Genomic DNA, 15,872 nt, shown 5'->3' with positions numbered 1-15,872 from the left:
AATATTTGTTTTGACTATAGGGTTATTTGATTTTCTGATACCAAATATAATATGAAAGTATTACTTTATAGCAAATTACATCTCAAAAATGATCAGTATAAGTTGAATTATTTTAGAATTTTAAGTTGTTTGGATAAATATTGTATTGAAACCAGATGAGAAAATAATACAATAGGAACTACTACAGATGCCAACCACACGAATGGGAAGTAAAACAAAGCGACATTAGGCTGATCAAAAGCAAACTGCTGAAACCGGAAAGGAAAGGAAAGTATGGCATTTATTACTATAAATAATAATAGTAATAAGCATATCAAATTCCAGCCTAATAGAAATTTTGGAGAAAGAATTTTATGTATATACCCAAAATAGTATACAAATGGAGCTGTTATTCCTGCAAGTATGTCAAAATTTCTACCCGAAAAAGTCATGAGTTCTGGTATTGATTTGTGTAAAAATAACCAGTATAAAACTAATTCTACAGGTATCCTTATGGTATGAAGTATTGTGAGTATTTTGATATCAAGCTGACCAATGAATGTTTCTCCTTTTTTTGTAAAAAACAAAATAGCAACAAGTAATAAAGGAGGGATAATTGCTAGGCTAAAGCGAGGAGGTAATGAGGTGTCTAAATAAAAAGATGAATACCCCAGTATCCCCTGTATACTTGCCCATACTATAATGAGAAACAAAACTCTTTTGGAACTATGAGATGCTATATAAAATAAAAAGACACTAATGCAAGTGGTGATAATAAAAATAATTGAAATATAAGGAGCTAAATTTTCTAACATAACAGGGTTTTATATCTAACAAGGTTGTTGTTTGTTCTAACACTATGAGTAATTAGTGTTTAATGCTATTTTAAATATACATTAAGAACAAATGTAGCAGCTTTCTAAGCTAAAGTTCTTTCCTTATGTCAAGAAAATCAGATAGTAAGAAGTTTTGGTGATTTTGTTGATATAAGAAAACCGGGTTCGATTTAATAGTTTTTAGTTACCTGTCTTTTCTTTCATAAATCTAATCAATTATACGCGATAACTTCTGTGTATAAGTGTAAGGTATTATGTTTTAGTTTAATTTATAGTATATGGATTCATCCTCAAGAGCAACAAGTAATTCTGGAGAGATATTTACTTTTTGTTTTCGGCTAGGCATGTGCAGTTTTAACTGTTCGGCCATTTCATAAATTACAAAATTGAGTGTATGATTTCCAGTATGCTCTGTTAGCAATTCTTTTAAGTCATCTATTCTAGAGTCAGAAAGCTCATTAATATCCATTTGGATTGTAAGTTTTCTTGCATAGGTTTCCATTACATCGTGCAATAATTGAAAGCTATTAAATTGTATTCTGGGATCTCCTTTTTTACCAGTATCACGGTTTACCCAGCCTTCTTTAATAAAAGCTTTGGAATATACAAAGGTGCTTTTTACCAGGAAAGGACGATGTTTTAGGTATTCTTCGCCAAAAATCCTGAATTCGTGAGCTGTGTTATAATCTTCTATCATAAAAGTAGCCCAGCCTTTACCATTTTTGGATGTACGATGTTCTACGTTAGAAATTACTCCTCCAAAAGAGATTTCACGATTAATATTACCTTCGAGATCTGCAAAATTGAGCAAGGTGCCATTGCAGAAATATTTCATTTCATATTTAAAATCATCTAAGGGGTGACCAGAGAGGTATATTCCTACGACTTCTTTTTCACGTGCTAATTTTTCCATTGTTCCCCATTCTTCGCAAGGCGGTACTATGGGTTCGGGGATTTGTACATCACTAGCTTCTCCAAATAGACTTACTTGTGAAGAATTTTCACTTTCCTGAAATTTGGATCCATATCGTACTGCTTTTTCTAAGAAAGTAATACCGTCTCCCTCTTCATGAAAATATTGTCCTCTATGAGTTTCAGAAAAGGAATCAAAACCTCCGGCCAAAGCTAAACTTTCGAATGCTTTTTTATTAGCTGCACGAAGATCGATACGTTTGGCAAGGTCAAAGATAGATCTGTATGGTCCATCTTCTTTTCGGCCTTCTACTATGGTAGCTACAGCACCAGTTCCTACACCTTTTATGGCTCCCATTCCAAAACGAACGGCTCCATCTTTGTTTACCGAAAACTTACGATAGGATTCATTTACATCGGGTCCTAGTACATCCAGTTTCATACGTTTGCATTCCTCCATAAAGAAGGTGACCTGTTTGATGTCGTTCATATTATTAGAAAGCACAGCCGCCATATATTCTGCTGGATAGTGTGCTTTTAGATATGCTGTCTGGTAAGCAATCCAGGCATAGCAGGTAGAGTGAGATTTATTAAATGCGTAGGCAGCAAAAGCCTCCCAATCTTTCCATATCTTTTCTAGTTTATCTTCTGCATGACCTTTTTCTGAAGCTTGCTTTATAAACTTAGGCTTCATCTTATCAAGAACTGCCTTTTGTTTTTTACCCATTGCTTTACGTAGTACATCGGCTTCACCTTTGGTGAAATTTGCCAATTTTTGCGAAAGCAACATCACTTGCTCTTGATAAACCGTAATTCCGTAGGTTTCTTTTAAGTACTCTTCACAAGCTTCAAGATCATAAATGATTTCCTCTGTACCATGTTTTCTATTGATAAAACTAGGTATGTATTCTAATGGCCCAGGACGATATAAGGCATTCATTGCTATAAGATCAGCAAAAACAGTAGGCTTAAGTTCCTTCATGTATTTTTGCATCCCTGGAGATTCATATTGGAATACCCCTACAGTTTCTCCTCTTTGGAAAAGAGCATAGGTTTCTTCATCATCAAGAGGGAAGTTTTCGGGATCTAGTTCTACTCCATGTTTTGCTTTTACAATCTTAACAGTATCCTTAATTAAGGTTAATGTTTTTAACCCCAGGAAATCCATTTTTAGTAGTCCTGCATTTTCAACTACAGAGTTGTCAAACTGTGTACAGTACATTTCAGAATCCTTAGCTAATGCTACAGGGACGAATTTGGTAATATCATCTGGTGTTATGATAACTCCACAAGCATGAATTCCGGTGTTTCTAACAGAGCCTTCTAATACTCTGGCTTGGTTAAGTGTTTCTGCTTCGAGATCACTGCCTTCGGCGATATTAAGAAGTTCATTAACTTTTTCTAATTCGTCGCTTCTAAATTTTTTCTTTAATGTAGCTTCGTCCACACCAAAAATCTTTCCGAGTTTTGACATGTTAGGGATAAGCTTTGCAATACGATCTGCATCACCAAGTGGAAGATCTAATACTCGCGCGGTATCTCGTATTGAAGATTTGGCAGCCATTGTACCATAAGTAATGATCTGTGCTACTTGATTGGAACCGTATTTTTCAATTACATAGTCCATGACACGGCTTCGGCCTTCATCATCAAAATCAATATCAATATCGGGCATACTTACACGATCTGGATTTAAGAAACGCTCAAAAAGCAAATCGTATTTAATAGGGTCAAGATTAGTGATCCACAGACAATAGGCTACTGCAGATCCAGCAGCCGATCCACGTCCAGGACCTACAGAGACATCCATGTCACGAGCGGCTCGAATAAAATCTTCTACAATCAAGAAATATCCTGGGTATCCGGTTTTTTCGATTACCTGTAATTCAAAATCCAGACGCTCATCGATTGAGGGAGTTATATCTCCATATCGTTTTTTTGCACCTTCGTAAGTGATATGTCTTAAATATTTATTTTCACCTCGTTTACCTCCATCGACCAGGTCTTCTTCGGATCTAAATTCTTCGGGGATATCAAACGCAGGCAATAATACATCTCTGGCAAGTACAAAAGGCTCAATTTTATCTACGATTTCCTGGATATTTATGACCGCTTCTGGTAGATTTTTGAAGAGGTCTTTCATCTCTTCCTGAGATTTGAAGTAATATTCCTGGTTTGGTAGGCCATATCGATATCCTCTGCCACGACCAATAGGAGTAGCTTGCTTTTCTCCGTCTTTTACACATAAAAGAATATCATGTGCATTAGCATCTTTCTTTTCGCAATAATATGTGTTGTTGGTAGCAACGGTCTTAATATTATGTTTTTTTGCGAATTGGATTAATACTTGGTTTACTCTATTTTCATCTTCTTGATTATGACGCATAATCTCAATGTATAGATCATCGCCAAATTCTTGATGCCACCATAGTAATGCTTCTTCTGCTTGTTTTTCTCCAATATTAAGGACTTTACTAGGGACTTCTCCGTATAAGTTTCCGGTAAGAACAATGATATCCTCTTTGTATTGTTTGATGACTTCTTTGTCAATTCTGGGAACATAATAAAATCCATTAACAAAAGCAGTTGAGGACATTTTTGCCAAATTATGGTATCCGTTTTTGTTTTTGGCTAATAATACAATTTGATATCCATTATCCTTTCTCGACTTGTCTGTGTGATTTTCGCAAACAAAAAACTCACAACCTACAATAGGTTTTATCTCTACACCTTCTGGTTCTTGTCCATTTTCTATTGCTTCCGCATTGGCTGCTTTTATAGTTGCATTGTGATTAGAGATTCCCTGTACAAAATGAAAAGCTCCCATCATATTAGCATGGTCTGTCATGGCAACAGCATTCATTTTATGCTGTGCAGCTACATTTATTAAATCAGGAATACTGGTTGTTGATTGTAATACCGAAAACTGGGTATGATTATGCAGGTGGGTAAAGTTAACTTCATCCAGAGCAGCAATATTATCATCAATCTCTTGTTGGGATAAGTCAGAATCTTCTTTTTTAGAAAGTGCTTCTTGAATTTTCTGAGAAGCTTTTTTAAGATTGATATGTTTTAATCCTATTAACTGAATCGTTTCAGGATTAGTTTCTGCAAAATTTTGAAAATAATCTGTTTCTACATCAAGTTCCTCGATTGTAAAAACCTGTTTACGAATCAATTCAAAAAAACATCGGGTAGTGGCCTCTACATCGGCAGTAGCATTATGTGCTTCGCCAAATGCAGTGCCAAATAGATGTTGATGAAGTTCTGTAAGTGTCGGGAGTTTAAATTTGCCACCACGACCGCCCGGAATTTGGCACAATCCTGCTGTGATTTCGGTACAGGTGTCTAAAACAGGAAGTTCCTGTAACTTATTTTCTACGTCAAGACGATAGAACTCTGCACCCATAATATTAACATCAAATCCAACATTTTGTCCGACAACAAATTTGGTTTTGGATAGAGCAATATTGAACTTGTCTAATACTTCTTGTAATGTAATACCGTCTTGGGTTGCTAACTCGGTCGAGATACCATGAATTTTTTCTGCATCATATGGGATATTAAATCCATCGGGTCGTACAAGGTAATCTTGGTGTTCGATACAGTTTCCCATAGCATCATGTAACTGCCATGCAATTTGTATGCATCTTGGCCAGTTATCGGTGTCGCTAATAGGGGCGTCCCATCGTTTTGGTAACCCGGTGGTTTCAGTATCAAAAACTAAGTACATAAAAAGAGGTATTTCAAGAAAATTATCCCTTACAAAGGACTTTCAAAAATAACTAAAATGATACTTTGATTTTCGAAAAGTTATCCAGAATTATTAACCATGGTTTTTAGTGTAGTCGATACAAGAAAATAGGGGTATGAAAAAAGCGATCATTTCATAAATGATCGCTTTTCATGAGCAAAGTCGAGTAGGGTAATTATTTAGGGGTAATTAAATTAATAACCAAAATCAAAGGAGCCTTGTGATATTTGAGAACCACTTCGGGTTTCAAATTCAAAACTTCCACTAATACATTTGGTCTCGATATCGTGATTAGTAATAATAAGGGTTCCTGATAATGCAGAAGACTTATCATTATTTACTTCATAAGAGGCGCTATAATTTCCAGATCCGGTTAATGGATATGTGCCTGGTGCTACATCTGCCATAAATACAATGTTAACTTCTTCAGTTTCATTGGTAGCAGTAATGAGAATGGAGGCATCATCTACACCAAATAATTTGGCAGTATGATCATCAGTAATCATTTCAGTATTATTAACCATAGCGGTTAAAGAAGCATTAAGTAAACAAGGATTAATTTCCTGAGTTACTTCTTCTTCAATTGTACCATTTTCTAATGGTAATCTATAAAACCATCCATTATTAAAATTTATTGGATTACCATTATCATCTTTAAGGTCTTTAAAATGAAAATTACCAGAAATTTCATTATTATATATTTCTGTTATTGACACTTCCCCTTCGGTTTCTCCGTCTTTAGAAATGAATTTTGTTTGATTTTTTTGAAAACTAACCTTACTTATGGTTTGAAGAGCTGTTTTATAGGTTCCAACATTAGTAGATGTAGTCGTAAAGCTTATAGATTTATCTCCCGAGCTTCCTGATATTACCAATGTACCATCATCATAAATAACAGCTTTTTTTATAGATGATCTAAATAACTCACCGTCAATTTTTGCTTGTAAAGCTGGTGTGTTTATTTCGATATCTGTAGAGCATGAAGTTAAAAAAAGGCAGATTACTGCCAATAGAGGGGTAATTTTTTTAATCATAGGCTTGGGGCTTTAGTATGATTTTATTACGGAAAAACCGTAAAAATATGTTTACACCTACAAACATATAATGAAAATATTAAGAAAACAACTTTTTCATCGAAAAAAAGCATATTTTATCGATGAAATACACAAAACGATATTTTTTCCTAATAAAAATCAAAAGATAGAGGTGTTTTTCCTCATAAAAACAGAGTTTATGAATCGGTTTTTTATGTATTACTTATGTAAATGATTATTTTACAGAGAATAAACTTTTATTTATTGATTTGAATTGATTAAAAATAATTACCTTTGCGGCCTTAATTATGAATAGGGTCGAGTACCCAAAAATTAATTTATATATGCCTGTTAAAATTAGATTACAGAGACACGGTAAAAAAGGAAAGCCTTTTTACTGGATCGTAGCAGCAGATGCTAGATCAAAAAGAGATGGTAGATTTCTTGAAAAATTAGGAACTTATAATCCTAATGTAAACCCTGCAAGTATTGACTTAGATATTGATGGTGCTGTAAAGTGGTTACAGAATGGTGCACAACCAACTGATACTGCAAAAGCTATCTTATCTTATAAAGGAGCTTTATTAAAAAATCACCTTGCTGGTGGAGTACGAAAAGGTGCTTTAACAGAAGAACAAGCTGAAGAAAAATATCAGGCTTGGGTATCAGAAAAAGAAGGATCTGTTGATGCTAAGAAAGATGCGTTAGCAAAAGCTGAAGCAGCGGAAAAAGCTAAAGCTTTGGAAGCTGAAAAGGAAGTAAATGCTAAACGTGAAGCTGCTGCAAAAGCAGAAGAAGCAGAAGAAACTGCTGCTGAAGCGGAAGAAGCTGTCGAAGCTACTGCAGAAGCAGAAGTAACAGAGGAAGCTAGCAACGAAGAAGAATAGTTGTAATTATTCACGATGAAGAAAGAAGAATGCTTCTATCTAGGTAAAATCGTAAGTAAATTTAGTTTTAGGGGTGAGGTATTGGTTAAACTGGATACCGATGAACCCGAAAGTTATACGAAAATGGAATCAGTATTTGTTCATTATAACAATAATCTGGTTCCATTTTTTATTGAAAAATGTTCGCTACATAAAAGTGATTTACTACGTATAAAATTTGAGGATGTAAATTCTGAAGAAGATGCAGATGACCTCATGAAAACAGAGCTATATTTACCACTTACACTATTACCAAAACTTGAAGGAACTCAGTTTTATTACCACGAAATAATTGGTTTTACGATTATTGATAGTGTTTTTGGAGAAGTAGGAATTATTAAAGCTATTAACGATACAACGGCTCAAGCTTTATTCGAAATTGATCGTAAAGGTACCGAGATTCTTATTCCTATGAATGATGAATTTATTGATAAAATTGATAGAAAATCAAAAACGATTACTGTTCATACTCCCGAAGGACTCATTGATTTGTATCTTTAATTTTATTTTGTCCTCCCGATAAATACCCGGGCTTTTGTTTCTCGATGAATGTTAACATATGACTAAGCCTTTTATATTTAAAGACTTTACGATCCATCAGGATCGATGCGCCATGAAAGTAGGTACAGATGGAGTGCTACTAGGAGCTTGGGTTCCTATTAGTAATGCTATAACCTCAATTCTTGATATAGGAGCAGGAACGGGAGTGATCGCTTTAATGACAGCGCAACGTTCCCAGGCAGAGGTGATTGATGCTATAGAAATTGATGCAGATGCTTATGAGCAGGCAGTCGAAAATTTTGAGGCGTCGTCCTGGGGAGATAGATTATTTTGTTACCATGCCTCTTTTCAGGAATTTGTGGCAGAAATTGACGATCAATATGATTTGCTAATAAGTAACCCTCCATTTTATGCAGAGGATTATAAAACTTCTGATGCCAAACGGGATATGGCTAGATTCGAAGATGCTCTACCTTTTGAACATCTTTTAATTGGAGCATCAAGACTGTTATCGGATAAGGGACGATTTGCAATGATTATACCATATAAAGAAGAATCACGTATTATTGATATAGCTGCACAGGTAAATTTGTTTCCGCAAAAAATCACGAGAGTAAAAGGCACACCAATTTCAGAGATTAAAAGAAGTCTGTTGTTGTTTGGTCGAGATCAAATGGATTTTGAGGCGGATGAATTGATTATAGAAACGCAACGTCATCAATATACCGATGCATATATAAAGCTTACTAAAGCGTTTTATCTAAAAATGTGATTCATAAAAAAAAGGAAGATATATATCTTCCTTTTCTAAATTCAATCACTCTACAGTTTAATTTATATCACCATAAATTAAAACTTTCTTTATGTACCATCAAAGGTTTATCCCTTCTTAGAGATCCATTTTCCTTCTGCGTCACAGAAAACTTCCATTTCTTTATCACCTTGCTTCAATACTAATCTAAATTCTGAAGCATCTTCTTTGGCTCCAGCACTTTTGATAGTCGCACCAGCATAATCTTTTGCAACTGCATCAAGAACAGGTTGAGGTAAGTTTTCTACAGCTAGGTCTATATATTTTTCCTGAACAGGGGCAACTACTTCTGTATCATCATTAGAAGCTACTTCCTGAGCATTCATGCTTTGAGTTCCTACTAATAATCCAAAAGCTAATACCGGTAATACAAATAAATTTTTCATTGTTATTATAATTTTAGTTTTAATAAATTTTAATCTGTTATGTGTTTGTATATAGAATAATTATGCCAGAAGAAATGAGAGGTGTTGGTTATATATGTAAATAATTGATAATTAGATATTTATGTATTTTTTGAATTAATACTTTTTCTTTTTCTGGGTTTTATTTGTGTAGAAAAAAGAAGTGAACTGCGGAAATTATACACAAATTTTTTAGTAGACAGGTGTGGCTAATTTTAACCTTTGTAGAAAACTAAATTTACTTTGTTATCAGGAATAGATGCAATAAAGTAACGTATTTGGATAACTTTTTGGTCAAAAGATATTAAATGTAATAGCAGAATGATCAATTTCTTTAAAAATGTCAAAAAAATTGCTTGCTTTTTTAGCATTACCTACATTTGTTTTGCACTTATATGCAGTAATTTAGAAAATATTTTAAAAATGAAACCAGACTTATTCCAGGCACCAGATTATTACCAGATTGACGAATTATTGAGTGATGAACATAAAATGGTTCGTGATGCTGCTCGTAGTTGGGTAAAACGCGAAGTATCTCCTATTATAGAAGATTTTGCACAACGTGCAGAATTCCCTACGCAGATTATTAAAGGACTTGCAGAAATAGGAGCATTTGGACCTTATATACCCGAAGAATATGGTGGTGCTGGACTGGACCAGATTAGTTATGGTTTGATCATGCAGGAGATAGAGCGAGGAGATTCTGGTGTACGATCTACATCTTCTGTGCAATCTTCGTTGGTGATGTATCCAATTTGGAAATATGGTTCTGAAGAACAACGAAAAAAATACTTGCCTAAACTGGCATCTGGAGAATTTATAGGATGCTTTGGTCTTACAGAACCAGATCATGGATCAAACCCTAGTGGGATGACTACTAATTTTAAAGATAATGGGGATCATTACTTACTTAATGGCGCTAAACTTTGGATTTCTAATGCACCTTTTGCTGATATTGCGGTGGTGTGGGCCAAAAATGAAGAAGGAAGAATCCATGGGCTTGTAGTAGAGCGTGGTATGGATGGGTTTACAACCCCAGAAACACATAATAAATGGTCGCTTCGTGCATCTGCAACAGGAGAGTTAATCTTTGATAATGTAAAAGTGCCAAAAGAAAATATATTACCAGGGAAAAGTGGACTTGGTGCACCGCTGGGATGTTTGGATTCTGCACGATATGGTATTGCCTGGGGCGCAATTGGTGCCGCTATGGATTGTTATGATACTGCGTTAAGATATGCCAAAGAGCGTGTTCAGTTTGATAAACCTATTGGAGCAACGCAATTACAACAAAAGAAACTGGCAGAAATGATTACCGAAATCACAAAAGCACAATTATTAGCATGGCGATTAGGAGTGTTGCGTAATGAGGGTAAAGCAACTAGCGCACAAATCTCTATGGCAAAACGTAATAATGTAGAAATGGCAATTAAGATTGCAAGAGAAGCCAGACAAATTCTTGGCGGAATGGGAATCACGGGTGAGTATAGCATCATGCGCCATATGATGAACCTCGAAAGTGTAATTACCTATGAAGGAACACACGATATTCATTTACTAATTACAGGACTGGATATTACCGGGATGTCTGCTTTTAAATAAGAAGTTCTGAAATCTCTTGTATCAAAGTTGCCTGAAAAATACAAGTATATGATTTGTCAATCTGAGCCTGTCGAAGACCATTTATTATCAGTTTTCTAATCACTTCGACAAGCTCAGTTTAACATAAGCATAAAACTATTCAGGTTTTTTTGTGTGAAAATGATCTGATTTGACAGATCAGATTAATATTTTATCCCACAGAAGTGTGTAATTCTTTTGTACTTCTTTCTTTTGTGAAGAATCCAAATTTAAATCCTACAGCTTTTACATAGACATAACTCTGTAGACCGATATCATATTCTAAAGGAGCATTTAGATCCTTCATGATGTTGATGATACGATAGAGTTTTGTTTTTGAAATTCCCAGTCGTTCTGCTAGTTCTACAGGATTCCCTGTAGCTTTCAAACGAATTAGTTGGTCGATTCGATTCATAAGCTCAACGTGTTTGATGATAACATTCATAATTGTTTCTTTAGAGTGAAGATTGAATTATTAGATTAATCAATATATATGGGGTTTATATATTTATGTCACGACATATCATTTTGTTACCTCACATACCTTATTTTTTTACAGGTAAGCTTTTTAGAGTTTGATTAGTGCTAAATATTTTATTTTGAAGACTATAGTTGTGAGTGTGGTATGTTAAAAGACAAGTATTTCGACATCCTGTATCGAGAGGGGGGAGATATAAAAAGATTAGGTTTTATAGGATTATATTAACCTTATTTCAGTACCCTTTTGAGATCTGTAAAGTCTAGTTTAGGTGAATATAGATAAATAGGTAGTGTTGTAAATAATCCCTATTTTTTTTCTAACGCTGTAAGTAATCTTGTAGCTTTATCTTTATATGCTCCGTTATAGGTAATGATTTCTTTAAGCAGTGGAATGCTTTTTTTAGGAGTATTTAATTTTAAATAGGTGAGCGATAAATACCATTTGGCAATTTCATAATACTTGCCACTACTTTTAATGTCTTTAAACAAAGAAACCGCTTTTTCTTCCTGATTAATATTTAAATAACTATTACCCAGATATAATTGTAGTTGGCTATCTAAGTTTGGGTGTTTTTCTAGTACAACCGCTACAGAATCATAAGCACCTTTAGCATAATTTTTTATAATGCTCTGCATTTCATTATCGGTATTACCTCGCATTGCGTCTTCTACAGGGAAGGGCTCATAATAAACACCGTATAAATCTTGAGTATTATGCTGATTGGTATATGTATACCAGAATAGCATTCCTACCCCCAATAGTATCGCAATAGATGCTGCAATTTTCCAATAGGAAGGAGAAGATGTCGGAGCAGGAGGATGGCTCTGTTCTTCTTTGATAGTAGCACTGATCTGCATTAATTTTTCTTTAAAATCCAAAGTATCCTTATCACTTAAGGTTTTGTGCAAAACTCTGTGTTTTTCAACTTCTTCTTGCAGTTCTGGATTAGCAATTAATTCTTTTTCAAAAGCGATTGCTTCTTCTTTAGGTAACGTATGTGCAAGATACCCTTCTATTTTTTCGAATATTTCTGGGGTTCTTTCCATACTATGATCCTTTTTCAGGGTTTAGTTGTAATTCTAGATAAGCATGATCCTTTTCGATCATTTCGATTAGGTATCGTTTACATTCGAATTTTTTCTTTCGGGTATATCCCTCAGAATATCCAGTGATACGTGCAATATCTTTCATGCTATTTCCTTGAAAAATTAAGCTCAAAACTTCACGACATGTATCACTTAGTTTTAGGAAATGTCTACGATATACATGCTCTTTTTCTTTACGTTCTATATCTTCGATAACTGTAGGGGTAATTATTTCTGCATCCTCAGGTAATTTTTCGGTGATAATCATTTTTTTGTTTTTTCGTAATCTGTTTCTCCACATATTTTTACAAACTCCATAAAAATAAGTTCGTAATGAAGAATGTAAGTCCAGAGAATCTGTTTTTGATTTCTGATATACCAAAATCAAAGCATCCTGAAATACGTCTTCTGCATCCTCTTCATTACCAGAGTTTTGTAGAACATATTGCCTTATGTAAGGTAGGTTTTTTCTATAAAATGTAGTAATGATAACCTCATTTCCAGTGACGATACCTTCCAAAATTTTGTGATCCTCGGTAGTATTCATAGGTTCATGTACTATAATAACAGATTGTTACCTTTGGGTGATGTTAAGTTGTTGTAAAAATAACAATTTTAGTTTCTTTGGGATTAATAGAATAAGATATAATTAAGAATATAAAATTATAATTAAAAAGGCTAACTCATGAAAATATTCGGACATCGTGGCGCGGCTGGCTTAGTTGCCGAAAACACATTAGAATCTATCATCGAAGCTTTGCATTATAAAGTAGATGGTATCGAGATTGATGTACATTGCTGTAAAAGTGGAGAATTGGTAGTTATCCACGATGAAACCTTGGATAGAACCACCAATGGAACAGGAAATGTGTTAGAATATACTTTGAAAGAGCTACAACAGTTTGAAACAAAAGAAGGGTTTACGATACCGACATTGCGCAAAGTGCTGGATGTGATTAATACGCAATGCGAACTTAATATAGAATTGAAAGGCAAAAATACAGCCCTGCCCACGATTGCATTACTAGAAGAGTATATCAAAAATACAGATTGGAAATACGATCATTTTATCATTTCTAGTTTTGATCACTCACAGTTATTCGAACTAAAAGCAACTACCACTAATTTTAAGATAGGTGTGCTAAGCGAAGTAAATACAATTGAAGTTTTATCTATAGCAGAAGCATTAGAAGCATTTTCTATACACCCTCCAATTTTCTCACTAACCCGGGATGCCGTAAATCTTGCAAAAGACCGGGGATACAAGATATATGTATGGACCGTAAATACAGAAACGCAAATGGAACAATCAAAATCATGGAAAGTTGAGGGTATCATCACAGATTTTCCGAATTTTGCATGATGGACTATGATTTAATAATTGTTGGTGGTGGTGCAGCTGGTTTTTTTACAGCTATTAATGTGGCAGAAAATGACCCAAAACTAAAAATAGCTATTCTGGAACGAGGAAAAGAAGTGTTGTCCAAAGTTCGAGTATCTGGTGGCGGGCGATGCAATGTAACTCATGCAGAATTTATCCCTGATGAGTTAAGCAAAAACTACCCCAGAGGAGAAAAAGAACTCAAAGGGCCTTTTCATACGTTTATGACAGGTGATACGATGGAATGGTTTGACCGCCGTGGAGTAGCACTTAAGATAGAGGATGATGGTAGGATATTTCCGGTTTCAGATTCTTCAGAAACGATTATCAATTGTTTTTTATCCGAGGCAAAACGATATGGGGTAGAAATTTTAAAAAACCATGCGGTTAAAAATTTCTACCAAAAAGATGAACAATGGTTCGTAGAAACCAGTCAGGGTGATTTTGTGACTAAAACACTAATGATTGCTACGGGGAGTAATCCAAAAATCTGGAAGATAGTTCAGGATTTAGGACATCAGACAGTCGATGCGGTTCCTTCACTATTTACCTTTAATAGTAAAGACCCAAGAATTGCAAATCTGCCTGGTGTAGTAACAAACGTCTCAGTACAGGTTAAGCATTCAAAATTATCGAGTGAGGGCCCATTGTTAATTACACATTGGGGGATGAGTGGTCCGGCAATTTTAAAACTCTCGGCCTGGGGCGCTATAGAACTCAATGCATGTCAGTATAATTTTGAAATCATAGTGAATTGGCTTCAGTACTATTCACAGGAGGAAATTTTTGAGAGACTTAAAGTGCTCAAAGATCAACATCCAAAACAACAGATATTTAAATACACTCAATTTGAATTACCAAAAAGACTTTGGCAGAGTTTAATTTTGGCTTCAGAAATAAGAAATGATATCCGTTGGGCCGATGTGAGTAAAATTCAACTTAAAGCACTATCAGAACAGCTTACCCAAGGAGTTTTTAAGGTAAAAGGAAAAAGTACATTTAAAGAAGAATTCGTAACTGCAGGCGGGATTGATCTTAAAGAAGTCAATTTTAAAACTTTTGAAAGTAAGAAGTGTCAGAATTTATATTTTGCAGGAGAGGTATTAAATATAGATGCTATCACAGGAGGGTTTAATTTTCAGAATGCATGGACCGGAGCTTTTATTGCAGCAAAATCGATAATATCTGGATAGTTTTTTTAAAATAAAATTATGGTCTATAGTCACTAACAGGAATTTAAAAACAGTAATTAAACTATTGGAATTAAGTAATTTATAGCGAAGAATAGTGCGTTAATATTAGCGATTTTGAGTAATTTTTTGTAACTTAAAGGAGTTTAACTAATACCCCCCATCACTATGAAAAAAATTACTTTTATTCTTACCCTTATATTTTTATTTAGTAGTGTTCACCCAGTCAAAGCATTTAATGAAAAAGATCCTGTAAAAAGATTATTGGTAGATTATATCAATAAAATGAATGCGTTAACCGAGGGAACCCAAAAAGAAGATGTACTGAGTTTATTTGATGAAAAATATAGAGGAAATACTGTTTTTGTGAATTTATCCGGAACCTTAGTGAGAAAGAATTATAGCAAAAAAGATATTTCTTCTCAGTTAGATGATATTATCCACGATGATAATTATCAATTTAAGCTAACCATAGATAAAATAGTTTTTCAAAGCCAGAAAGAAAGAGCAGGAACTATTTCTGCGGTTATCAATTTTGAATCATTTGTCGATAAAAGACTTGCCGAAAAGGGAACTATGTTAATGGATGTGGTTGCTATACGCATTAATGGCGGATGGAAAATCGTACAAAATAATATGGTTCGAGTCTCTGAAGCAAAAGATATAGGAGAATGTGTGTGCTATTTTTATGAAAAAGGCACTACAAAATTTGTAACCGAAATGTATTTCCCGTCAGGACTCGAATATAGTCAGGAACTTAATGCTTTTCAAGTCATGATCAAAGACAAAAAGCGCATTGTTAAATCTGATAGTAAAGAGTATTATTGGAATGTAAATACAGGAAAACTTACCTATAAAGGAGGGCTAATCGGGCAAACGAGTAATTCTCGAAAAGCAATAGAATTTGTACTTAGGAACTTATATAAAGAATCTTGTGTAAATATTGTATTTAATTAAT

Annotated in this window: 14 protein-coding genes; 7 read left to right on the top strand and 7 right to left on the bottom strand. The window is 34.4% G+C overall.

The features are described from left to right. Window positions 1–107: 107 nt before the first annotated feature. The 3 genes from Z054_RS0123555 to Z054_RS0123545 form a co-directional block, all read right to left on the bottom strand. Window positions 108–794, bottom strand: coding sequence for a hypothetical protein (locus Z054_RS0123555; RefSeq protein ID WP_024772479.1), 687 nt, complete (start codon window positions 792–794; stop codon window positions 108–110). A gap of 280 nt (window positions 795–1,074) precedes the next feature. Then, window positions 1,075–5,460: a DNA polymerase III subunit alpha gene (gene dnaE, locus Z054_RS0123550; protein ID WP_024772478.1), complete on the bottom strand. Its 4,386-nt coding sequence runs from the start codon at window positions 5,458–5,460 to the stop codon at window positions 1,075–1,077. A 215-nt stretch (window positions 5,461–5,675) separates the two neighbouring features. Beyond that, window positions 5,676–6,515, bottom strand: coding sequence for a DUF6252 family protein (locus tag Z054_RS0123545; RefSeq protein ID WP_024772477.1), 840 nt, complete (start codon window positions 6,513–6,515; stop codon window positions 5,676–5,678). Window positions 6,516–6,859: 344 nt separating this feature from the next. Here Z054_RS0123545 and Z054_RS0123540 point away from each other — a divergent pair, with 344 nt between their 5' ends. Genes Z054_RS0123540 through Z054_RS0123530 form a run of 3 tightly spaced genes read left to right on the top strand, consistent with a single transcriptional unit; the run spans window position 6,860 to window position 8,714 of the window. Beyond that, complete coding sequence (locus Z054_RS0123540; RefSeq protein WP_024772476.1) at window positions 6,860–7,402, top strand: 30S ribosomal protein S16; 543 nt, start codon at window positions 6,860–6,862, stop codon at window positions 7,400–7,402. 15 nt (window positions 7,403–7,417) lie between these two features. Continuing rightward, window positions 7,418–7,942 (top strand): ribosome maturation factor RimM, encoded by a 525-nt coding sequence (rimM, locus tag Z054_RS0123535; RefSeq protein WP_024772475.1) that lies wholly within the window; start codon window positions 7,418–7,420, stop codon window positions 7,940–7,942. Between the two features lie 58 nt (window positions 7,943–8,000). Next, window positions 8,001–8,714, top strand: coding sequence for a tRNA1(Val) (adenine(37)-N6)-methyltransferase (locus tag Z054_RS0123530; protein WP_024772474.1), 714 nt, complete (start codon window positions 8,001–8,003; stop codon window positions 8,712–8,714). A gap of 107 nt (window positions 8,715–8,821) precedes the next feature. On the opposite strand, the gene Z054_RS0123525 is transcribed toward Z054_RS0123530, so the two are convergent. Beyond that, window positions 8,822–9,139, bottom strand: a complete 318-nt coding sequence (locus Z054_RS0123525; protein ID WP_024772473.1) for a hypothetical protein — start codon at window positions 9,137–9,139, stop codon at window positions 8,822–8,824. A gap of 441 nt (window positions 9,140–9,580) precedes the next feature. On the opposite strand from Z054_RS0123525, the gene Z054_RS0123520 reads away from it, so the two are divergent. After that, window positions 9,581–10,759: an acyl-CoA dehydrogenase family protein gene (locus tag Z054_RS0123520; RefSeq protein ID WP_024772472.1), complete on the top strand. Its 1,179-nt coding sequence runs from the start codon at window positions 9,581–9,583 to the stop codon at window positions 10,757–10,759. Window positions 10,760–10,949: 190 nt separating this feature from the next. On the opposite strand, the gene Z054_RS29105 is transcribed toward Z054_RS0123520, so the two are convergent. The 3 genes from Z054_RS29105 to Z054_RS0123505 all read right to left on the bottom strand — a co-directional run bounded on the left by Z054_RS29105 (window position 10,950) and on the right by Z054_RS0123505 (window position 12,890). Further along, on the bottom strand, window positions 10,950–11,192 hold the full coding sequence (locus tag Z054_RS29105; RefSeq protein ID WP_051473877.1) for a hypothetical protein: 243 nt from the start codon (window positions 11,190–11,192) through the stop codon (window positions 10,950–10,952). A 371-nt stretch (window positions 11,193–11,563) separates the two neighbouring features. Continuing rightward, window positions 11,564–12,304: a hypothetical protein gene (locus tag Z054_RS0123510; protein ID WP_024772470.1), complete on the bottom strand. Its 741-nt coding sequence runs from the start codon at window positions 12,302–12,304 to the stop codon at window positions 11,564–11,566. 1 nt (window position 12,305) lies between these two features. After that, window positions 12,306–12,890 carry an RNA polymerase sigma factor gene (locus Z054_RS0123505; protein WP_024772469.1) on the bottom strand — a complete coding sequence of 195 codons (585 nt, stop codon included), beginning with the start codon at window positions 12,888–12,890 and terminating at the stop codon, window positions 12,306–12,308. A 138-nt stretch (window positions 12,891–13,028) separates the two neighbouring features. Between Z054_RS0123505 and Z054_RS0123500 the strand changes: the two genes are divergently transcribed. From Z054_RS0123500 to Z054_RS0123490, 3 genes are all read left to right on the top strand, one after another. After that, window positions 13,029–13,706: a glycerophosphodiester phosphodiesterase gene (locus Z054_RS0123500; RefSeq protein WP_024772468.1), complete on the top strand. Its 678-nt coding sequence runs from the start codon at window positions 13,029–13,031 to the stop codon at window positions 13,704–13,706. Continuing rightward, complete coding sequence (locus tag Z054_RS0123495; protein WP_024772467.1) at window positions 13,703–14,917, top strand: BaiN/RdsA family NAD(P)/FAD-dependent oxidoreductase; 1,215 nt, start codon at window positions 13,703–13,705, stop codon at window positions 14,915–14,917. Before Z054_RS0123500 ends, Z054_RS0123495 begins: the two co-directional genes overlap by 4 nt. A 165-nt stretch (window positions 14,918–15,082) precedes the next feature. Then, window positions 15,083–15,871 carry a hypothetical protein gene (locus Z054_RS0123490; protein WP_024772466.1) on the top strand — a complete coding sequence of 263 codons (789 nt, stop codon included), beginning with the start codon at window positions 15,083–15,085 and terminating at the stop codon, window positions 15,869–15,871. Window position 15,872: the final 1 nt, after the last annotated feature.

Origin of the sequence: Aquimarina macrocephali JAMB N27, from assembly GCF_000520995.1 — a bacterium.
Lineage (GTDB): Bacteria > Bacteroidota > Bacteroidia > Flavobacteriales > Flavobacteriaceae > Aquimarina > Aquimarina macrocephali.
The sequence above is the reverse complement of the archived record's forward strand: the minus strand, read 5'-3'. Positions and strand labels throughout refer to the sequence as shown.